At 72.7% G+C, this 18,448-nt stretch carries 22 protein-coding genes; 1 reads left to right on the plus strand and 21 read right to left on the minus strand.

Features of this window, described 5'->3' with window-relative positions; genetic code table 11:
* Positions 1–44: 44 nt before the first annotated feature.
* The 11 genes from lgt to hisI all read right to left on the minus strand — a co-directional run bounded on the left by lgt (position 45) and on the right by hisI (position 9,746).
* Positions 45–1,076: a prolipoprotein diacylglyceryl transferase gene (gene lgt / locus MRBLMG1_RS21445; protein WP_367825711.1), complete on the minus strand. Its 1,032-nt coding sequence runs from the start codon at positions 1,074–1,076 to the stop codon at positions 45–47.
* Positions 1,077–1,161: 85 nt separating this feature from the next.
* Positions 1,162–1,983: a DsbA family protein gene (locus tag MRBLMG1_RS21450; protein ID WP_367825712.1), complete on the minus strand. Its 822-nt coding sequence runs from the start codon at positions 1,981–1,983 to the stop codon at positions 1,162–1,164.
* 63 nt (positions 1,984–2,046) lie between these two features.
* Positions 2,047–2,868 (minus strand): tryptophan synthase subunit alpha, encoded by an 822-nt coding sequence (trpA, locus tag MRBLMG1_RS21455; RefSeq protein ID WP_367825713.1) that lies wholly within the window; start codon positions 2,866–2,868, stop codon positions 2,047–2,049.
* A complete protein-coding gene (gene trpB, locus MRBLMG1_RS21460; protein WP_367825714.1) occupies positions 2,865–4,103 on the minus strand; it encodes a tryptophan synthase subunit beta in 1,239 nt (412 codons plus the stop codon). Before trpB ends, trpA begins: the two co-directional genes overlap by 4 nt.
* 722 nt (positions 4,104–4,825) lie before the next feature.
* Positions 4,826–5,125 (minus strand): tryptophan biosynthesis modulator TrpM, encoded by a 300-nt coding sequence (trpM, locus tag MRBLMG1_RS37350; RefSeq protein ID WP_414721621.1) that lies wholly within the window; start codon positions 5,123–5,125, stop codon positions 4,826–4,828.
* Between the two features lie 7 nt (positions 5,126–5,132).
* Positions 5,133–5,942 carry an indole-3-glycerol phosphate synthase TrpC gene (trpC, locus tag MRBLMG1_RS21470; protein ID WP_367825715.1) on the minus strand — a complete coding sequence of 270 codons (810 nt, stop codon included), beginning with the start codon at positions 5,940–5,942 and terminating at the stop codon, positions 5,133–5,135.
* Between the two features lie 149 nt (positions 5,943–6,091).
* Positions 6,092–6,529, minus strand: coding sequence for a DUF2752 domain-containing protein (locus tag MRBLMG1_RS21475; RefSeq protein WP_367825716.1), 438 nt, complete (start codon positions 6,527–6,529; stop codon positions 6,092–6,094).
* 308 nt (positions 6,530–6,837) lie between these two features.
* On the minus strand, positions 6,838–7,092 hold the full coding sequence (locus MRBLMG1_RS21480; RefSeq protein ID WP_367825717.1) for an HGxxPAAW family protein: 255 nt from the start codon (positions 7,090–7,092) through the stop codon (positions 6,838–6,840).
* A gap of 136 nt (positions 7,093–7,228) precedes the next feature.
* Positions 7,229–7,879 (minus strand): TIGR02234 family membrane protein, encoded by a 651-nt coding sequence (locus MRBLMG1_RS21485; RefSeq protein ID WP_367825718.1) that lies wholly within the window; start codon positions 7,877–7,879, stop codon positions 7,229–7,231.
* Positions 7,880–7,893: 14 nt separating this feature from the next.
* The gene (locus MRBLMG1_RS21490) at positions 7,894–9,384 is read right to left on the minus strand and encodes an anthranilate synthase component I (protein ID WP_367825719.1); all 1,491 of its coding nucleotides are present in this window, start codon (positions 9,382–9,384) and stop codon (positions 7,894–7,896) included.
* An 11-nt stretch (positions 9,385–9,395) separates the two neighbouring features.
* The gene (gene hisI, locus MRBLMG1_RS21495) at positions 9,396–9,746 is read right to left on the minus strand and encodes a phosphoribosyl-AMP cyclohydrolase (RefSeq protein ID WP_367825720.1); all 351 of its coding nucleotides are present in this window, start codon (positions 9,744–9,746) and stop codon (positions 9,396–9,398) included.
* Positions 9,747–9,830: 84 nt separating this feature from the next.
* Here hisI and MRBLMG1_RS21500 point away from each other — a divergent pair, with 84 nt between their 5' ends.
* The gene (locus MRBLMG1_RS21500) at positions 9,831–10,466 is read left to right on the plus strand and encodes a TIGR03085 family metal-binding protein (RefSeq protein ID WP_367825721.1); all 636 of its coding nucleotides are present in this window, start codon (positions 9,831–9,833) and stop codon (positions 10,464–10,466) included.
* Between the two features lie 118 nt (positions 10,467–10,584).
* On the opposite strand, the gene MRBLMG1_RS21505 is transcribed toward MRBLMG1_RS21500, so the two are convergent.
* The 10 genes from MRBLMG1_RS21505 to hisD all read right to left on the minus strand — a co-directional run bounded on the left by MRBLMG1_RS21505 (position 10,585) and on the right by hisD (position 18,265).
* Positions 10,585–11,829 (minus strand): MFS transporter, encoded by a 1,245-nt coding sequence (locus MRBLMG1_RS21505; protein ID WP_367825722.1) that lies wholly within the window; start codon positions 11,827–11,829, stop codon positions 10,585–10,587.
* A 6-nt stretch (positions 11,830–11,835) separates the two neighbouring features.
* Positions 11,836–12,423, minus strand: a complete 588-nt coding sequence (locus MRBLMG1_RS21510) for an ArsR/SmtB family transcription factor (RefSeq protein WP_367825723.1) — start codon at positions 12,421–12,423, stop codon at positions 11,836–11,838.
* 110 nt (positions 12,424–12,533) lie between these two features.
* The gene (gene hisF / locus MRBLMG1_RS21515; protein ID WP_367825724.1) at positions 12,534–13,289 is read right to left on the minus strand and encodes an imidazole glycerol phosphate synthase subunit HisF; all 756 of its coding nucleotides are present in this window, start codon (positions 13,287–13,289) and stop codon (positions 12,534–12,536) included.
* Positions 13,286–13,684: a RidA family protein gene (locus MRBLMG1_RS21520; RefSeq protein ID WP_367825725.1), complete on the minus strand. Its 399-nt coding sequence runs from the start codon at positions 13,682–13,684 to the stop codon at positions 13,286–13,288. The genes hisF and MRBLMG1_RS21520 overlap by 4 nt, the downstream gene beginning before the upstream one ends.
* Complete coding sequence (priA, locus tag MRBLMG1_RS21525; RefSeq protein ID WP_017238761.1) at positions 13,681–14,409, minus strand: bifunctional 1-(5-phosphoribosyl)-5-((5-phosphoribosylamino)methylideneamino)imidazole-4-carboxamide isomerase/phosphoribosylanthranilate isomerase PriA; 729 nt, start codon at positions 14,407–14,409, stop codon at positions 13,681–13,683. Before priA ends, MRBLMG1_RS21520 begins: the two co-directional genes overlap by 4 nt.
* Entirely contained in the window at positions 14,406–15,050 is a 645-nt protein-coding gene (hisH, locus tag MRBLMG1_RS21530; RefSeq protein WP_367825726.1) for an imidazole glycerol phosphate synthase subunit HisH, read from the minus strand. Before hisH ends, priA begins: the two co-directional genes overlap by 4 nt.
* A complete protein-coding gene (locus MRBLMG1_RS21535) occupies positions 15,047–15,211 on the minus strand; it encodes a hypothetical protein (protein WP_367825727.1) in 165 nt (54 codons plus the stop codon). The genes hisH and MRBLMG1_RS21535 overlap by 4 nt, the downstream gene beginning before the upstream one ends.
* A 2-nt stretch (positions 15,212–15,213) precedes the next feature.
* Positions 15,214–15,807, minus strand: a complete 594-nt coding sequence (gene hisB / locus MRBLMG1_RS21540; protein WP_017238764.1) for an imidazoleglycerol-phosphate dehydratase HisB — start codon at positions 15,805–15,807, stop codon at positions 15,214–15,216.
* The gene (locus tag MRBLMG1_RS21545) at positions 15,804–16,925 is read right to left on the minus strand and encodes a histidinol-phosphate transaminase (protein WP_367825728.1); all 1,122 of its coding nucleotides are present in this window, start codon (positions 16,923–16,925) and stop codon (positions 15,804–15,806) included. The genes hisB and MRBLMG1_RS21545 overlap by 4 nt, the downstream gene beginning before the upstream one ends.
* Positions 16,922–18,265: a histidinol dehydrogenase gene (hisD, locus tag MRBLMG1_RS21550; RefSeq protein ID WP_367825729.1), complete on the minus strand. Its 1,344-nt coding sequence runs from the start codon at positions 18,263–18,265 to the stop codon at positions 16,922–16,924. The genes MRBLMG1_RS21545 and hisD overlap by 4 nt, the downstream gene beginning before the upstream one ends.
* Between the last annotated feature and the right edge of the window lie 183 nt (positions 18,266–18,448).

Raw genomic sequence — 18,448 nt, forward strand, 5'->3', positions numbered from 1 at the left:
GCCGAAACCTTTCGGTTCCGGCGGCCCTCTCGGCAGGGGAAGGGTCAGCCCTTGGCGGCCGACCCGGCGCCGTTGCCGGCACCGGCTTCCTCGTTCTTGTCGAGGTCGATGCGGGAGTCGGAGGACTCGGAGGAGCCGGAGTCGGAGCCGTCGTCCGCTACCGCGGCGGCGTCCTCGGGCCCGCCGTCCACCGACTCGCCCTCCCCGGACTCAGCGGACTCCGCGGACTTCGCGTCCGTCCCGGGCTTCCCGTCCTTCTCCGCCGCCTTCGGCTCCACGATCTCCTCGCGCCCCGGCCGCATCCGCGACGAGACCACGAGGTAGACCACCGCGAGCAGGAAGACGACGATCGCCGTCCACACGTTCAGCCGCAGGCCGAGCACGTGGTGCGCCTCGTCGACGCGCAGGTACTCGGTCCAGACCCGGCCGGCGCAGTACGCGGCCACGTACACCGCGAAGGCCCGCCCGTGGCCGAGCTTGAAGCGGCGGTCGGCCCAGACGACGAGGAAACCGACGCCGACGCACCAGAGCGATTCGTACAGGAAGGTCGGGTGGTAGAGCCCGGCCTCGCGGTTCGCGCCCTCGGTGATCTTCAGGGCCCAGGGCAGGTCGGTCGGCCGGCCGTAGAGCTCCTGGTTGAACCAGTTGCCCCAGCGGCCGATGGCCTGGGCGAAGGCGATACCGGGGGCGATGGCGTCGGCGTAGGCCGGCAGCGGGATGCCCCGGCGGCGGCAGCCGATCCAGGCACCGACGGCGCCGAGCGCGATCGCGCCCCAGATACCGAGGCCGCCCTCCCAGATCTTGAAGGCGTCGACCCAGTTCTCACCCTCGCTGAAGTACAGCTGGTAGTCGGTGATCACGTGGTACAGGCGTCCGCCGACGAGGCCGAAAGGCACCGCCCAGACGGCGATGTCGGCCACGGTGCCGGCGGTGCCGCCCCGGGCGATCCAGCGCTTGTTGCCGTACCAGACGGCGACGAAGACACCGATGATGATGCAGAAGGCATAGCCGCGCAGCGGGATCGGTCCGAGGTGGATCACGCCGGTCGACGGGCTGGGAATGTAGGCAAGGTCCATGGCAGGACCGACGCTACCTTGCCGGGCGGGCGGGACGGCAGCCCACCCGGCAACGTATGGGTAACTAACCCCGCCGGGAGGCGGCTCAGCCGGCCGAGGGCGAGGCCGTGCCGGCCTTCTTGCCCTTGTTGGCCTCGGCCACCCACTTCTTCAGGTTCTCCGGGGAGATCTGTTCGTTCCCCTTGGTCGGGAAGATCGCTTCGCCGTTGAGGAGGACGGACGGGGTGCCGCGGAAGCCGCCCTTCTGGAAGGCCTCGTTCGACTTCGTGACCCAGCTGTCGTGCGTGCCGTCCTGGACGCAGCTGCGGAAGGTGGGCGTGTCGAGCCCCGGGACCTTCGCCGCCAGCTCGATCAGCTTGTCGTTCTTGCCGAAGGCGTCGTCCGTCTCCGGCGGCTGGTTCGAGTAGAGCGTGTCGTGGTACGCGGTGAACTTGCCCGCGTCCTGGGCGCACGCCGCCGCGTTCGCCGCGCGCAGCGAGCCGCTGCCGCCCATGTTCCCGTCGATGAGGGTGGCGAGGTGGTACTCGGCCTTGAGCGCGCCGGAGGCCTCCAGCTCGTGGATGGTGTCGCGCATGACGGTCTCGAACTGGGCGCACGCCGGGCAGCGGAAGTCCTCCCAGACCGCGAGCGTGGACGGGGCGTCCGTCGTGCCCGTGGGGATCGCGGGCTTGTCGCCCTCGATCGATCCCGTCGGCGCGACCACCGGGCCCGCCTTGTCGGATCCGCCGTCGTTGTCGCTGTTCGCGGCGATCACCCCGACGACCGCGGCGAGGCCGAGGACCCCGACCACCGCCGCCGACACGATCAGGACGCGCCGCTGCTTCTCGCGGGCCTTGTCGCGCTCGCGCTGCTGCTGGAGGCGCTCCCGCGCGCTCCGGTTACCGTCACCACGGTTGTTCTCGCTCACGCCTCAGGAACGAACCGGGGAGGCGCGTACGTGCCTCCCCGGTCCCGGATCCACCCGAACGGGCTACGAAACGCGGCGTACACCCTCGGCGAGTTCGCCCGCCAGTTCCCTTACGGCGGCCAGCCCCGCGGCCTCGTCGCCGTCGGCGTCGAGGATGCGCTGCACGAAGGCGGAGCCGACGATGACGCCGTCGGCGAAGCCGGCGACCTCCTTCGCCTGGGTGGCGTTGGAGACGCCGAGGCCGACGCAGACCGGCAGCCCGGAGGTGGCCCGGGTGCGGCGGACCAGGTCGGCGGCCTGCTCGCCGACGGACGCGCGGGTGCCGGTGACCCCCATGAGCGAGGCGGCGTAGACGAAGCCCGAGCCGACCGACGTGATGGTGGCCAGGCGCTCGTCCTTGCTGCTGGGCGCGACGACGAACACGGTGGCGAGACCGCGCTTGTCGGCGTGCTCGCGCCAGACCGCGGACTCCTGGACCGGCAGGTCGGGCAGGATGCAGCCCGCGCCGCCGGCCGCGGCGAGCTCCTCGGTGAAGCGCTCGATGCCGTACCGGTCGATCGGGTTCCAGTAGGTCATGACGAGGACCGGCTTCCCGGTGGCCTCGTGGGCCTCGCGGACCGTCCGCATGACGTCGGCGATCTTGACGCCGCCGCGCAGGGCGATGTCGTCGGCGGTCTGGATGACCGGCCCGTCGAGGACCGGGTCGCTGTGCGGCAGACCGACCTCGACGACGTCGGCGCCGCCGTCGAAGGCCGCCTTGATCGCCGCGATGCCGCCGTCGACGGTCGGGAACCCGGCCGGCAGATAGGCGATCAGCGCGGCGCGGTCCTCGGCCTTCGCCTTGGCGAGGGTGTCACCGAGCAGCTGGATGTTTCCGGTCGTCACTTCGAGCCCTCCCCGTCGTACAGCCCGAAGTAGCGGGCGGCCGTGTCCATGTCCTTGTCCCCGCGCCCCGAGAGGTTCACGAGGAGCAGGGCGTCCTTGCCGAGCTCCTTGCCGACCTCCAGGGCCCCCGCGAGGGCGTGCGCCGACTCGATGGCCGGGATGATGCCCTCCGTACGGGAGAGCAGCCGCAGCGCCTGCATGGCGGCGTCGTCCGTGACGGCGCGGTACTCGCCGCGCCCGCTGTCCTTGAGGTACGCGTGCTCGGGGCCGATGCCCGGGTAGTCGAGACCGGCCGAGATCGAGTACGGCTCGGTGATCTGGCCCTCCTCGTCCTGGAGGACGTACGAGCGCGAGCCGTGCAGGATGCCGGGCTCGCCGGCGGTGAGGGTGGCCGCGTGCTCGCCGGTCTCGACGCCGTGGCCGGCCGGCTCGCAGCCGATCAGGCGCACGCCCGCGTCCGGGACGAAGGCGTGGAAGAGGCCGATGGCGTTGGAGCCGCCGCCGACGCAGGCGATGGCCGCGTCGGGCAGCCGCCCGGCGCGCTCCAGGATCTGGCGGCGGGCCTCGACGCCGATGACCCGGTGGAAGTCGCGGACCATGGCGGGGAAGGGGTGCGGGCCGGCGACGGTGCCGAACAGGTAGTGCGTCCTGTCGACGTTGGCGACCCAGTCCCGGAAGGCCTCGTTGATGGCGTCCTTGAGGGTGCGGCTGCCGGACTTCACGGCGATGACCTCGGCGCCGAGCATCCGCATCCGGGCCACGTTCAGGGCCTGGCGCTGGGTGTCGACCTCGCCCATGTAGATGGTGCAGTCGAGGCCGAACAGGGCGCAGGCGGTGGCCGTGGCCACGCCGTGCTGGCCGGCGCCGGTCTCGGCGATGACCCGCGTCTTGCCCATGCGCTTGGTCAGCAGTGCCTGGCCCAGCACGTTGTTGATCTTGTGCGAGCCGGTGTGGTTCAGGTCCTCGCGCTTGAGGAAGATCCGGGCGCCGCCCGCGTGCTCGGCGAACCGGGGCACCTCGGTGAGGGCGCTCGGACGGCCCGTGTAGTTGACCATGAGGTCGTTGAGTTCGCGGGCGAACTCGGGGTCCGCCTTCGCCTTGTCGTACTCGACGGCGACCTCGTCCACGGCGGCGACCAGGGCCTCCGGGATGAACTTGCCGCCGTACTCGCCGAAGTAGCCCTCGACGGTGGGGACCTGGCCCTCCAGGTCCGGAATGAAGAACTCGCTCGACATGCGGATGCTCCTCGCGGGGCGGGTGCCCCGGGATACGTGGGGTTGATGGTCACGTTATGCGCGCGCCACGCTCACATACGGCAACACGGTCGCCTTCCCCCCACCCGTCGTGGCGCCCACCCGTCGGGGGCGCCCTGCGGGTGCCCGTCGGCCGTCGGGGCCGCCCGTTGCGGGTGCCCGCCGGCCGGTGTGGCCGCCCGTTGCCCGTTGTGGGCAATCGTTCCGCTGGGGCGGAACGGGTGGGCACAACGGACGGCCCGTTGCCGGGCCTAGGCTTCCGGGCCCGACCCCGCACCCGGTGCAAGGCCCGTCTTTTGGTGCGGGTCCAGGCGCAGGGGGCGGAGGCGCCGCCGAGGGCGCCGTCCCGTGTGCCCACCCGTCCCGCCCCAGCGGGACGATTGCCCACACGGGGGTGGGCAGACGGCGGGCGCGGCCCCCACGGGGGGGCTCAGCCCGCACGACGGAGGGCTCGGCCCACGCGGTGGTGGGCGTGGCCCGCACGGTGGTGGGCGTGGCCCGCACGGTGGTGGGCGTGGCCCGCACCGTGGTGGGCGTGGCCCGCACCGTGGTGGGCGTGGCCCGCACAGTGGTGGGCGTGGCCCGCACAGTGGTGGGCGTGGCCCGCACCGTGGTGGGCGTGGCCCGCACAGTGGTGGGCAAAGCCCGCACCGTGGTGGGCAAAGCCCGCACCGTGGTGGGCGAAGCCCGTACGGGGGGTGGGGTCAGGGGCGGCGGGTGGGGCTGGTGTCGTGTGGAGAGGTGCGCGGGGCGCGCGGGCGCCATCGCATGCCGTTGACCTGGCCCGGCTCGGAGCCGATGACGTAGCGGACCCGGCGGCCGTGGACACGGCGGGCGGGCGCGCGACAGCCGCGCGGGCGGCAGCCCCTGGCCAAGGGGGCGTGCTTGGAGACGGGGGCCGCGGCGGTACGGAGCCGGCCGCGGCGGCCCGAGGCGTCCGCGGGCACGGCCGGGCCGCCCGGGGCGGGGCCCAGGGCGGTCGGCGTGGCGCGGACGGGGGTCATGGCGGGGTCAGCTCCGGCCGTGGCGGAGGGCCGGGTGGGCGCCGGCGGCGACCAGGTCGGCGACGGCGGCCTTCGGGTCGCGGCCGGTGACGAGGGACTCGCCGACCAGGACCGCGTCGGCGCCGGCGTTGGCGTAGGCGATGAGGTCGTGCGGGCCGCGGACGCCGGACTCGGCGACCTTGACGATGTGCGCCGGGATCTCGGGGGCGACGCGCTCGAAGGTGGAGCGGTCGACCTGGAGGGTCTTGAGGTTGCGCGCGTTGACGCCGATGATCCGGGCGCCCGCCTCGACGGCGCGCTCGACCTCGTCCTCGTCGTGGACCTCGACCAGCGGGGTCAGCCCGATGGACTCGGCACGCTCGATGAGGGAGACCAGCGCCTCCTGCTCCAGGGCGGCGACGATGAGGAGCGCGAGATCCGCTCCGTACGCCCGGGCCTCCCAGAGCTGGTACGCGGTGACGATGAAGTCCTTGCGCAGGACGGGGATGTCGACCCGGGCGCGGACGGCCTCCAGGTCGGCGAGGGAGCCGCCGAAGCGGCGCTGCTCGGTGAGGACGGAGATGACGGCTGCGCCGCCCGCCTCGTAGTCCGCGGCGAGTCCGGCCGGATCGGCGATCGCGGCGAGTGCGCCCTTGGACGGGCTGGAGCGCTTGACTTCGCAGATCACGGTGACGCCGTCTCCGCGCAGTGCGGCGACGCCGTCCTTGGCCTGCGGCGCCTTGGCGGCGCGCTCCTTGAGCTCGTCGAGGGTGACCCGCGCCTGTCGCTCTGCGAGGTCGGCGCGCACGCCTTCGATGATCTCGTCGAGCACACTCACGCGAGGGGCCCCCTTCCGGGACGGTGATGAGGAAACAGGTTCAGCCACTTCGATCCTATCCGCAGGACGGCCCCGGACTCGCATCGGCCGGAGCGGCGTCCCATCTGCTGGGACTCCCGTCGGGGGTCCCCGAGTGCCGGTGAAGGGCCTCAGGGGGCCAGCGCGGAGCCGAAGGGAAGGTTCCGGACCAGGGTGAAGAGGGCGAGGACGGCCCCGATCCCCCACCACCAGACCGGGGAGATCGCGAGGCGCATCGGCACCGCGCGGGTGGCACGAATCAGCCAGACGGCCATCACGACGGCGAAGAGCCCGTAGCCGATGACGGCCAGGGCGTTCGCGCCGAGCGCGGTCGGCAGGTCGCCGGTGACGAAGGCGTGGGCGCTACGGAGTCCGCCGCACCCGGGGCAGTACAGGCCGGTGAAGCGGAGCAGCGGGCAGACGGGGTAGTGCCCGGGTTCGTTGGGGTCGACGGCCCCGACGTACGCGAACGCGGCGGCGACCCCGGCGAGCGTCCCGACCGGCGCGAGCAGCCGCCGCACGAGCGGCCGCGGCGGCGGTACGGCACCTCCCGGACCCCCGGACCACACGGATCCGGCGTCACCCGGACCCCCGGGCCACGCCGATCCGACACCTCCCGGACCCCCGGGCCCCGCCGATCCGGCACCCCCCGGACCCCCGGGCCATGCGGATCCGGCGTCACCCGGACCTCCGGGCCGTCCGGCGGGGGCGGGCGGGGCGGGGTTTCCCGGTGGGGTGGATTCACCCGGTCGGGTGGGGGAAGCGTCGGTCGCGGCTCCGGCCGTCGGGTGCGTGTCCACCCGGTGATTCTCGCCCCTGACGCGCGAGGGCGCAGCCCGGCACGGCCGGACTGCACCCTCGGGTGCGTCGTGTCGCGTCAGGAACGGGCCTGCGCGGTCGCGGTGGCGGCCTCGCGGGCGGCGGCGACGGCCGCCGACTCCTTCGGCATGCCGAGGCCCGCGACCTTCATCGCGCCGCCGACGATGCCGCCGAGGACGATGACACCCACGCCGGCCCAGAAACCGGGCAGGTTGGCGGCCACCATGAAGACGCCGGCGATGCAGAAGCCGATGAAGGAGATGATGACACCGGTCCAGGCGGCCGGGGTGTGTCCGTGGGCGCTGCCCGCCATGAGTTGCTCCTCGTTGCAGTTGCTCGATGGTGAGGTCTCGCGTGCGCGGACACTCGGCGCTCATTGTCCCGCACGTGGGCGCGCGAGGATGAATCGGGGGTGCCGGGACGATCACGCGTCGCGATCGGCCCTCCGGTCAGCCTCCGTGCGTGGGGTCCTCGCCGCGGTCGAGGGCCTTCCACAGGTCCTCGGGCCGGTCGGGGTCGGTGGTGGGTGCCTTGCGCCCGGCGCGCGGGGTGCCGGACCGTTCGTAGCGGCCGCCCATCGCGGGCCAGCTCTTGCCGAAGCGCAGGGCGAAGAGGCCGGCGAGCAGGATGAGGGCGGCGCCGGCGGCGGTCACGTACGGCCACGCGGTGTGGGTGAGGCCGGCCACGGCGGCGGCGGTGTCGCCGCTGATGCGGGCGGCCTCGGCGTCGAGGGCGGTGCTGTCGGAGGCGCCGAGGACCGCGGCGAGCGCGGCGCCCGCGCCGCTGAGCGCGAGGAGCGCGGCGACGAGGGTGCGGCCGGTGCGGCGCACGGCGAAGACGGCGAAGAGGGCGGCGAGGCCGACGATCGCGAGGGCGGTCGGCACGCCGGTGACGGCGCTTCCGTCGGCTTTGACGGGGACGCTGCCGCCGCCGACGGACGCGGTGCCCTCGGCCCAGATCTGGCCGGCGGACAGCAGGACGACGGTGGCGCCGAGGGCGCCGAGGAGGAGGGCCGCGGCCAGGCTGCGGCGGCCGCCGGTGGGGACGGCCGCGCGGGCGGCCCGGGGCTGGGGTACGGGTACGGCACTCACGTACCCCACTATCCCCTACGTGCTCAGTTGTCGTTCATCCGGTTGGCGGTGTGGACGGCGCGGAGGACGGCCGCGGCCTTGTTGCGGCACTCGTTGTCCTCGGCGACGGGGTCGGAGTCGGCGACGACACCCGCTCCGGCCTGCACGTACGCGGTGCCGTCGCGGAGCAGGGCGGTGCGGATGGCGATGGCGGTGTCCGCGTCGCCGGCGAAATCGAGATAACCGACACATCCGCCGTACAGGCCGCGCCGGGAGGGTTCGAGCTCCTCGATGATCTGCATCGCGCGGGGCTTGGGGGCTCCGGAGAGCGTGCCGGCGGGGAAGCAGGCGGTGAGGACGTCGAAGGCGGTCCGGCCTTCGGCGACCTTGCCGGTCACGGTGGAGACGATGTGCATGACGTGCGAGTAGCGCTCGATCGACATGAAGTCGACGACCTCGACGGAGCCGGGCGCGCAGACCCGGCCGAGGTCGTTGCGGCCGAGGTCGACGAGCATGAGGTGCTCGGCGCGTTCCTTGGGGTCGGCGAGCAGTTCCTCGGCGAGGTCGTGGTCCTCCTGCGGGGTGGCGCCCCGGTGCCGGGTGCCGGCGATGGGGTGGACCATCGCCTGCCCGCCCTCGACCTTGACGAGGGCCTCGGGGCTGGATCCGACGACGTCGAAGCCGTTCTCGAAGCGGAAGAGGTACATGTACGGGGAGGGGTTGGTGGCCCGCAGGACCCGGTAGACGTCGAGCGCGGAGGCGGTGCACGGGGTCTCGAAGCGCTGTGAGGGCACGACCTGGAAGGCCTCGCCGGCCCGGATGCGCTCCTTGATGTCCTCGACGGCGTCCTGGTAGGCGGTGCCGCCCCAGAGCGCGGAGAACCCGGGCAGTTCGGAGGCGGGCAGGGCCGTGGGGGCGGTGGCGACCGGGCGGGCGAGGTCGGCCTCCATGGCGTCCAGGCGGGCGACGGCGTGCGCGTACGCCTCGTCGACGCCGGTCTCCAGGTCGTTGTGGTTGATCGCGTTGGCGATCAGGAGGACCGTGCCGTCCCAGTGGTCGAGGACCGCGAGGTCGCTGGTGAGGAGCATGGTGAGCTCGGGGAGCTCCAGGTCGTCGCGGGTGGAGTCGCCGATCTTCTCCAGGCGGCGGACGATGTCGTAGCCGAGGTAGCCGACCATGCCGCCGGTGAACGGGGGCATCCCGGAGGAGAGGTCACGGGGGGTGTGGAGGGCTTCGACGGTGGCGCGCAGCGCGTCGAGGGGGTCGCCGTCGGTGGGGACGCCGACGGGCGGGGTGCCCAGCCAGTGGGCCTCGCCGTCCCGCACGGTCAGGGTGGCGTCGCTGCGGACCCCGATGAAGGAGTAGCGGGACCACGAGCGGCCGTTCTCCGCGGATTCGAGGAGGAAGGTGCCGGGGCGTTCGGCGGCGAGCTTGCGGTAGAGCCCGACCGGGGTGTCGCCGTCCGCGAGGAGCCTGCGGCTGACGGGGATGACGCGGCGGTCGGCCGCCAGCTTGCGGAACGTCTCGAGATCCATGGCGCCAGACCTTACTGGGATACGGGGAGCACGTCGGTGTCGAAGCAGGTCCGGGTGCCGGTGTGGCAGGCGGCCCCGATCTGGTCGACCTTGACGAGGAGGGTGTCGGCGTCGCAGTCGAGGGCGACGGCCTTGACGTGCTGGACGTGGCCGGAGGTGTCGCCCTTGACCCAGTACTCCTGGCGGCTGCGGGACCAGTAGGTGGCGCGGCCGGTGGTGAGGGTGCGGTGCAGGGCCTCGTCGTCCATCCAGCCGAGCATCAGCACCTCGCCGGTGTCGTACTGCTGGGCGATGGCGGGCACGAGCCCGTCGGGGCTGCGCTTGAGCCGGGCGGAGACGGCCGGGTCGAGATTGCTGCTCATGGCGCCATTGTGCCGTGGTCCGGGGCGGTGTCCGGCCGGGCGTCCACTGGGCGGACCGGCTGCCCCGGTCGTACGCTGGCGGGCATGTCGACCCATGCGAAACGTGAACGGCTTCTGCTCGCGGATCTGTTGGAGGCGGCGGGCCCGGACGCGCCGACGCTCTGCGAGGGCTGGCGGACCCGGGACCTCGCCGCCCATGTGGTGGTGCGGGAGCGCAGGCCCGACGCGGCGGCCGGTTCCCTCGTACCGGCGCTGCGGGAGCGGCAGGACCGGGTGCAGGCGGAGTTCGCCGACAAGCCGTACGAGGAGCTGATCCAGCTCATCCGCACGGGACCGCCGCGGTTCTCCCCGTTCACCATCAAGCAGGTGGACGAGGGGGCGAACGTCGTCGAGTTCTTCGTGCACGCGGAGGACGTGCGCCGGGCCCAGCCCGACTGGTCGGCGCGCGAGCTGGATCCGGTCTTCGCCGACGCCCTCTGGTCCCGTCTGGAGCGGATGGCCCGGCTGCTGGGCCGCAAGGCCCCGGTGGGTCTGGTCCTGCGCCGTCCGAACGGCCAGACGGTCGTGGCCCACCGCGGCACCCCAGTGGTGACGGCGTCCGGGGAGCCGGGCGAGCTGGTGATGTACCTGTACGGGCGCCAGGACTCGGCGAAGGTGGCCCTTGAGGGGGAGCCGGAGGCGATCGAGCGGCTGCGGGAGACGAAGCAGCTGGGGCTCTAGGGGTGTCTTGTCGAGCCCGGCATGATCGGCAGGACATCCCCTGGGTCCTGTCCGGACAGGACGCCGCTCAGGACCTGACCTTCCGGGTCGTGCCGGGGGTCCTGTCCGGACCCTCCGGCTACTTCGGCAGTTCGGCCTTGCGGAGGGCGGGGACCAGCAGGGCGAAGACCCCTGACAGGGCGCAGACCGAGGCGCTGACGACGAAGACCGGGCCGGGGCCCCACAGGCCGATGGCGGCGCCGGTGAGCGGGAAGCTCAGGGGGGCGAGACCGAGGCTGCCGAGGCTGGCGACCGCCGAGACGCGGCCCAGGTAGGCGGGGTCGGACTCGGTCTGGACGAGTGCGCCGCAGAGCACACCGTTGAGTCCGGCGAGCAGGCCGACGCTCCCGGCGACGAGTACGGCGAGGGGCAGCTGCGGTACGAAGGCGAGGGCGCCGATCGACAGGGCGCCGAGGGTCATGCTCCAGCCCATCACGGCGCCGGCCCGGGGGACGCGCCCGCGCACGGTGAGGAGCAGTGAGGCGGAGCCCGCGCCCGCGCCGAAGCCGAAGAGCACCCAACCCATGCCGGCGGCCTCCCAGCCGCGCTGTTCGGCGAGGAGTGCGAGGCCGACGTTGAGCGGTCCGACGAAGCCGAGGTCGGCGAGGAGTATGACGATCATCAGCGGGCCGAGCACGCGGTGGCCGCGCACGTAGCGCAGGCCGTCGGCGAGGTCCCGCAGGGCGGTGCCGCCGCTCTCGCCGTTCTCCTCGGGGAGTGACCGCAGCTTGAGGGTGCAGAGCAGGGGCAGGGAGAGCGCGAAGAGCACGCCGGCGACGGCGAAGGCGGTCGCGGAGCCGCCGAGGGCGACGGCGAGGCCGCCGAGCGGGGCGCCGAGGACGGCGCCGGCGCGGTAGCCGATGCCGCGCATGCCCTGGACCCGGGCGAGCTGGTCGCGGTCGGCGATCCGGGGCGGCAGGGCGCCCACGGCGGGCAGGAAGACGGCGTCGACGGTGCCGAAGACGAGGGCGACGACGGCGAGCACCCACAGTCCGGGCGTGGCGAGGAAGAGGATCGCGGCGAGGCCGAGGGTGGACAGGCAGCGGACGGTGTCGGAGACGATGACGACGCGGCGGGGGCCGAGGCGGTCGGCGATCACTCCCCCGAAGAGCATGAGCAGGGCGCGGGGGACGGCGGAGACCGTCATGACGAGCCCGGCCTGGGCGGGGGTGCCGCTGCTGACGGCGGCCCAGGAGAGACCGAGGTAGTAGACGCTGTCGCCGAGAGTGGAGGCGGTGTACGCGCCGAGCCAGCGCAGCACCTGGCGGTTGCGGTGGGCGGGGCGGGCGGGTGCGACGGCGGCGGGGGTCGTGGTCGTGGTCATCGTCTCTCAGCCTCGGTAGGGGAAGCCGTGCAGGTGGACGGCGACGTTCTCGCGGCCCTCGGTGTCACCGGCGGCCTCGGCGGCGCGGGCCCGCTGGTCGTACTTCTGGAGGAGCGCGTCGAGTTCGGTGCCGAGGGCGGCGAGTTCGGCGGCGGTGAGGCGCGGCAGCCATTCGGAGCTGATCGCGGCCGAGCGCCATTCGTCGGACCAGGTGAGCCGCTCGTCCATGAAGCGGCGGTGGAGCTCGGCGCGCTGTTCGTTGAGGGTGCGGCCGACGGCGTCGCTCGCGGCGGCCGTCTCCGGGTTCCCGCGGACGTCCTCGTCGCGGATGCTCAGCCCGTACGAGCTGGGCTGCCACCAGCGCTCGCGGCCGTCGGCTGACTGCGTCTCGGCCTCCTCGATGAGGCCGTGCTCGGCGAGCTTGCGCAGGTGGTAGCTGACGAGCGAGACGGCTTCGTCGACCTGCTCGGCGAGCTGGGACGCGGTGGCGGTGCGGGCCACGAAGAGGGCCCGGTAGAGGCGCATGCGCAGGGGGTGCGCGATCGCCTTCAGAGTGCCCAGGTCGTCGATGCGGCGGTTCTCCTGCGAGGTCATGTCCACGACCATAGATGCGAAAGAAATCTTGCGCAATAGAAGTTGCGCAAATAATCCTGCACATCCGGGCAAGAAGAAGGGCCCCCGCGGGGGCCCTTCCTGACGACTGCTCAGCGGACCGGGTGGCCCGCCTCCCGCAGCGCGTCCTTGACCTGCGAGATCCGCAGATCGCCGAAGTGGAAGACGGAGGCCGCGAGCACCGCGTCCGCCCCCGACGCCACGGCCGGCGCGAAGTCGGCGAGCTTTCCGGCGCCGCCGGAGGCGATCACCGGCACCGTGACGTGCTTGCGCACCGCCGCGATCATCTCGGTGTCGTAGCCGTCCTTCGTGCCGTCCGCGTCCATCGAGTTGAGCAGGATCTCGCCCGCGCCCAGCTCGGCGGCCCGGTGCGCCCACTCGACGGCGTCGATGCCGGTGCCCTTGCGGCCGCCGTGCGTCGTCACCTCGAAGGAGCCCGAGGCGGTGCGGCGCGCGTCCACGGACAGGACGAGCACCTGGCGGCCGAAGCGCTCCGCGATCTCGCGGATCAACTCGGGGCGCTCGATTGCGGCGGTGTTGACGCCCACCTTGTCGGCACCCGCCCGCAGCAGCTTGTCGACGTCCTCGGCCGAGCGGACGCCGCCGCCGACCGTGAGCGGGATGAAGACCTGCTCGGCGGTGCGGCGCACCACGTCGTAGGTGGTCTCCCGGTTGCCGGAGGAGGCGGTGATGTCGAGGAAGGTCAGCTCGTCGGCGCCCTCGGCGTCGTACAGCTTGGCCATCTCGACGGGGTCGCCCGCGTCCCGCAGGTTCTGGAAGTTGACGCCCTTGACGACCCGGCCGTTGTCCACGTCCAGGCAGGGGATCACGCGTACGGCGAGACTCATGCGACATCACTCCGGTACGCCTCGACCTCGACCTCGACGACCAGGCGCGGGTCGACGAAGCCGGAGACGATGATCATCGACGCGGCGGGGCGGACGCCGTCGAACAGCTCCTTGTGGGCGCGGCCGACCTCCTCCACGTCCCGGGCGTGCGTGATGTACGTCCGGGTCCGGACGACGTGCTCCGCGCCCAGGCCCAGCTGCTTCAGCGCCCCGAAGGCGACGTTGAAGGAGTTGACCGCCTGGTCGTACGGGCCGCCGTCGGCGATCTGGCCGTCGACGACCGACGTGCAGCCGGAGACCAGGACCAGGCCGTTCGGCAGCTCCACCGCGCGCGAGTAGCCGAACTGCTCCTCCCAGGGAGCGCCGGTGACGACCTTGCGTACGGAATCGGTCATACGGCGGCCACCGCGGCGATGGCCTCTTCGAGGGTGAAGGCCTTGGCGTACAGCGCCTTGCCGACGATCGCGCCCTCGACGCCGAGCGGGACGAGGCCGGACAGGGCCCGCAGGTCGTCCAGGGAGGAGACGCCGCCGGAGGCGACGACGGGCTTGTCGGTGGCCGCGCAGACGTTCTTCAGGAGCTCCAGGTTGGGGCCCTGGAGCGTGCCGTCCTTGGCGATGTCGGTGACGACGTACCGCGCGCAGCCCTCGGAGTCCAGGCGGGCCAGCGTCTCGTACAGGTCGCCGCCGTCACGGGTCCAGCCGCGGCCGCGCAGGGTGGTGCCGCGCACGTCGAGGCCGACGGCGATCTTGTCGCCGAACTCGGCGATGACCTTGGCGACCCACTCCGGGGTCTCCAGGGCGGCGGTGCCGAGGTTGACGCGGGTGCAGCCGGTGGCGAGGGCGGCGGCCAGCGAGGCGTCGTCGCGGATGCCGCCGGACAGCTCGACCTTGATGTCCATGGCCTCGGTGACCTGGCGGACCAGGTCGCGGTTGTCGCCGGTGCCGAAGGCGGCGTCCAGGTCGACCAGGTGGAGCCACTCGGCGCCGGCCCGCTGCCAGGCCAGGGCGGCCTCCAGCGGAGAGCCGTAGGAGGTCTCGCTGCCGGACTCGCCGTGGACGAGCCGGACGGCCTGGCCGTCGCGGACGTCGACGGCGGGGAGGAGTTCGAGAGTGCTCACAGGGTTCCGATCCAGTTGGTGAGGAGCTGGGCTCCGGCGTCGCCGGACTTCTCGGGGTGGAACTGGGTCGCCCACAGGGCGCCGTTCTCCACCGCCGCGACGAAGGGCTCGCCGTGGGTGGCCCAGCTGACCTTGGGGGCGCGGATGTTCTTGTTGCCGACCTCCAGGGTCCACTCGCGCACCGCGTAGGAGTGCACGAAGTAGTACCGGGCGTCGGCGTCGAGACCGGCGAACAGCTGGCTGTCGGCGGGCGCGTCGACCGTGTTCCAGCCCATGTGGGGGACGACGGGGGCGTTCAACGGCTCGACCGTACCGGGCCACTCGTCGAGGCCCTCGCTCTCCACGCCGTGCTCGATGCCGTGCGCGAAGAGGATCTGCATGCCGACGCAGATGCCCATGACGGGGCGGCCGCCGGAGAGCCGGCGGCCGACGATCCAGTCGCCGCGGGCCTCCTTGAGGCCCGTCATGCAGGCGGAGAAGGCGCCGACGCCGGGGACGAGGAGCCCGTCGGCGTTCATCGCCTTCTCGTAGTCGCGGGTGATCTCGACGTCCGCGCCGACCCGGGCGAGCGCGCGCTCGGCCGAGCGGACGTTGCCGAAGCCGTAGTCGAAGACGACGACCTTCTTCGGGGACGCGCTCATGCCCACACGTCCAGCCGCAGCACGCCGGCGCCGAGGCACATCGCGGCGCCGAGGGCGACGAGCACGATCACGCCCTTGGGCATCTGCTGCTTGACGAAGGAGTAGATGCCGCCGAGCAGGAAGAGCCCGACGACGATGAGGATGGTGGAGAGGCCGTTCACGACTAGAGCGCGCCCTTCGTGGAGGGGAGGATTCCGGCGGCGCGCGGGTCGCGCTCGGCGGCGTAGCGGAGCGCGCGGGCCAGGGCCTTGAACTGGCACTCCACGATGTGGTGGGCGTTGCGGCCGTACGGCACGTGGATGTGCAGCGCGATCTGGGCCTGGGCGACGAAGGACTCGAAGATGTGCCGGGTCATCGTCGTGTCGTACGAGCCGATCATCGGCGCCATGTTCTCGGGCTCGGTGTGCACGAGGTACGGGCGGCCGGAGAGGTCGACGGTCACCTGGGCGAGCGACTCGTCCAGCGGGACGGTGCAGTTGCCGAAGCGGTAGATGCCGACCTTGTCGCCGAGCGCCTGCTTGAAGGCGGCGCCGAGGGCGAGGGCGGTGTCCTCGATGGTGTGGTGCGAGTCGATGTGCAGGTCGCCGTCGGTCTTCACGGTCAGGTCGAACAGACCGTGCCGGCCGAGCTGGTCGAGCATGTGGTCGTAGAAGCCGACCCCGGTCGACACGTCGACCTTTCCGGTGCCGTCGAGGTCGATCTCGACGACGACGGAGGTCTCCTTGGTGGTGCGCTCAACGCGGCCTACGCGGCTCATCGTTCCTGCTCCTTCATCAATTCACGGACCGCGTCGAGGAACGCGTCGTTCTCTTCGGGGGTGCCGGCGGTGACCCGCAGCCATCCCGGTACGCCGTTGTCCCGGACCAGGACGCCCCGGTCGAGGATCCGCTGCCAGGCCGCGTGCGCGTCGGGGAACTTCCCGAACTGCACGAAGTTGGCGTCGGACTCGGTGACCTCGTAGCCGATCGCCCGCAGTTCGGAGACGAGCCGGTCGCGCTCGGCCTTGAGCTGCTCGACGTACCCGAGGAGGGTGTCGGTGTGCTCCAGGGCGGCGAGCGCGGTGGCCTGGGTGACGGCCGAGAGGTGGTACGGGAGGCGGACCAGCTGGACGGCGTCGACCACGGCCGGGTGGGCGGCGAGGTAGCCGAGGCGCAGTCCGGCGGCGCCGAACGCCTTGGACATGGTCCGGGAGACCACCAGGTGGGGGCGGCCCGCCAGGAGCGGCAGCAGCGACTCCCGGTGGCTGAACTCCACGTACGCCTCGTCCACGACGACCATCGAGGGCTTGGCCGCCTGGGCCGCCTCGTAGAGGGCGAGGACGGTGGCGGCGTCGACCGCGGTGCCGGTGGGGTTGTTGGGCGAGGTGATGAAGACGACGTCGGGCCGGTGCTCGGCGATGGCCTTCTCGGCCGCCGCCACGTCGATGGTGAAGTCGTCCTTGCGCGGGCCGGAGATCCAGCCGGTGCCGGTGCCGCGGGCGATCAGGGCGTGCATCGAGTACGAGGGCTCGAAGCCGATCGCGGTACGGCCGGGGCCGCCGAAGGTCTGCAGCAGCTGCTGGAGGACCTCGTTGGAGCCGTTGGCCGCCCACACGTTCTCCACCGCGACCGGGTGGTGCGCGGTGCGGGTGAGGTAGCGGGCGAGCTCGGTGCGCAGCTCGACCGCGTCCCGGTCGGGGTAGCGGTTGAGGCCGCGGGCGGCCTCGGCGACCCGCTCCGCGATCCGGGCCACCAGGGGCTCGGGCAGCGGGTAGGGGTTCTCGTTGGTGTTCAGCTGGACGGGGACGTCGAGCTGGGGCGCGCCGTACGGGGACTTGCCCTTCAGCTCGCCGCGGACCGGCAGGTCGTCGATCCGGATGCTGTCGTTCTGGCTCACTTGCTCTCGGGGACCTTCCATCCGAATCGTGCCTTGATCGCGGCGCCGTGGGCCGGCAGGTCCTCGGCCTCGGCGAGGGTCACCACGTGGTGGGCGACGTCGGCGAGCGCGTCGCGCGTGTAGTCCACGATGTGCACGCCGCGCAGGAAGGACTGCACGGAGAGGCCCGAGGAGTGGCAGGCGCATCCGCCGGTGGGCAGGACGTGGTTGGAGCCGGCGCAGTAGTCGCCGAGCGAGACCGGCGCCCAGGCGCCGACGAAGATCGCGCCCGCGTTGCGGACCCGGTCGGCGACGGCGGCGGCGTCGGCGGTCTGGATCTCCAGGTGCTCGGCGCCGTACGCGTCGACGACCTTCAGTCCGTCGGCGAGGTCGCGGACGAGGACGATCGCGGACTGGCGGCCGGCGAGGGCCGGGACGATCCGGTCGTCGACGTGCTTGGAGGCGGCGACCTGGGTCTTCAGTTCGGCCTCGGTGGCGGCGGCCAGCTCGTCCGAGTCGGTGACGAGGACGGAGGCCGCCATCGGGTCGTGCTCGGCCTGGCTGATGAGGTCGGCGGCGACGTGGACGGGGTCGGCGGTGGAGTCCGCGAGGATCGCGATCTCCGTCGGGCCGGCCTCGGCGTCGATGCCGATGCGGCCCTTGAGGAGGCGCTTGGCGGCGGCCACGTAGATGTTGCCGGGGCCGGTGACCAGGTTGACGGGGGCGCAGCCCGGCTCGCCGGCCGTTCCCTCGGTGCCGTAGGCGAACATGGCGATGGCCTGGGCGCCGCCGGCGGCGTAGACCTCGTCGACGCCGAGCAGGGCGCAGGCGGCCAGGATCGTCGGGTGCGGCAGGCCGCCGAACTCCTTCTGCGGCGGCGAGGCGATGGCGATGCCCTCGACGCCGGCCTCCTGCGCCGGGACGACGTTCATCACGACGGAGGACGGGTAGACGGAGCGGCCGCCGGGCACGTAGAGCCCGACGCGCTCGACCGGGATCCACTTCTCGGTGACCGTGCCGCCGGGGACGACCTGGGTGGTGTGGGTGGTGCGGCGCTGCTCGCGGTGGACGAGCCGGGCGCGCCGGATGGACTCCTCGAGGGCGGCGCGGACGGCCGGGTCGAGCTCGTCGAGGGCGCGGGTGATCGCGTCGGCGGGGACGCGGAGGCCCGGGACGCGGACGCCGTCGAATTTCTCCCCGTAGTCGATCACCGCGGCCGCGCCATGATGCCGGACGTCCTCGCAGATCGGCCGCACCTTCTCCAGGGCGGCTTCCACGTCGAACTCGGCACGGGGCAGCAGGTCGCGCAGGGCGGAACCCTCGGGCAGGGTCTCACCGCGCAGATCGATTCGAGAGATCACGGGTCAATTCTCGCAGACGGCCCATCGACGCCGGTCGGCCGTATCAACAGCTGATACATGCCATTCGCTGACTGATACACGCCACAGTGGCGTCTTGTCGCCACACCTGACCGTTAGCGTTCAGCCCGTCACACAGCGGGAAGAACGGCTGTACGAATCCACGAATCCCCCCATGGCGGAGTC

Source organism: Streptomyces sp. LMG1-1-1.1 (assembly GCF_040815545.1).
Classification (GTDB): Bacteria; Actinomycetota; Actinomycetes; order Streptomycetales; family Streptomycetaceae; genus Streptomyces.

Excerpts from the sequence above, each read along its gene's own strand:
- lgt (WP_367825711.1), bottom strand. The coding sequence starts at position 1,076 with ATGGACCTTGCCTACATTCCCAGCCCGTCGACCGGCGTGATCCACCTC.
- trpB (WP_367825714.1), bottom strand. The coding sequence starts at position 4,103 with ATGTCGAGCGAGTTCTTCATTCCGGACCTGGAGGGCCAGGTCCCCACC.
- trpM (WP_414721621.1), bottom strand. The coding sequence starts at position 5,125 with ATGACCCCCGTCCGCGCCACGCCGACCGCCCTGGGCCCCGCCCCGGGC.
- MRBLMG1_RS21480 (WP_367825717.1), bottom strand. The coding sequence starts at position 7,092 with ATGGCGGGCAGCGCCCACGGACACACCCCGGCCGCCTGGACCGGTGTC.
- MRBLMG1_RS21490 (WP_367825719.1), bottom strand. The coding sequence starts at position 9,384 with ATGGATCTCGAGACGTTCCGCAAGCTGGCGGCCGACCGCCGCGTCATC.
- hisI (WP_367825720.1), bottom strand. The coding sequence starts at position 9,746 with ATGAGCAGCAATCTCGACCCGGCCGTCTCCGCCCGGCTCAAGCGCAGC.
- MRBLMG1_RS21500 (WP_367825721.1), top strand. The coding sequence starts at position 9,831 with ATGTCGACCCATGCGAAACGTGAACGGCTTCTGCTCGCGGATCTGTTG.
- MRBLMG1_RS21505 (WP_367825722.1), bottom strand. The coding sequence starts at position 11,829 with ATGACCACGACCACGACCCCCGCCGCCGTCGCACCCGCCCGCCCCGCC.
- MRBLMG1_RS21510 (WP_367825723.1), bottom strand. The coding sequence starts at position 12,423 with ATGACCTCGCAGGAGAACCGCCGCATCGACGACCTGGGCACTCTGAAG.
- hisF (WP_367825724.1), bottom strand. The coding sequence starts at position 13,289 with ATGAGTCTCGCCGTACGCGTGATCCCCTGCCTGGACGTGGACAACGGC.
- MRBLMG1_RS21520 (WP_367825725.1), bottom strand. The coding sequence starts at position 13,684 with ATGACCGATTCCGTACGCAAGGTCGTCACCGGCGCTCCCTGGGAGGAG.
- hisH (WP_367825726.1), bottom strand. The coding sequence starts at position 15,050 with ATGAGCGCGTCCCCGAAGAAGGTCGTCGTCTTCGACTACGGCTTCGGC.
- hisB (WP_017238764.1), bottom strand. The coding sequence starts at position 15,807 with ATGAGCCGCGTAGGCCGCGTTGAGCGCACCACCAAGGAGACCTCCGTC.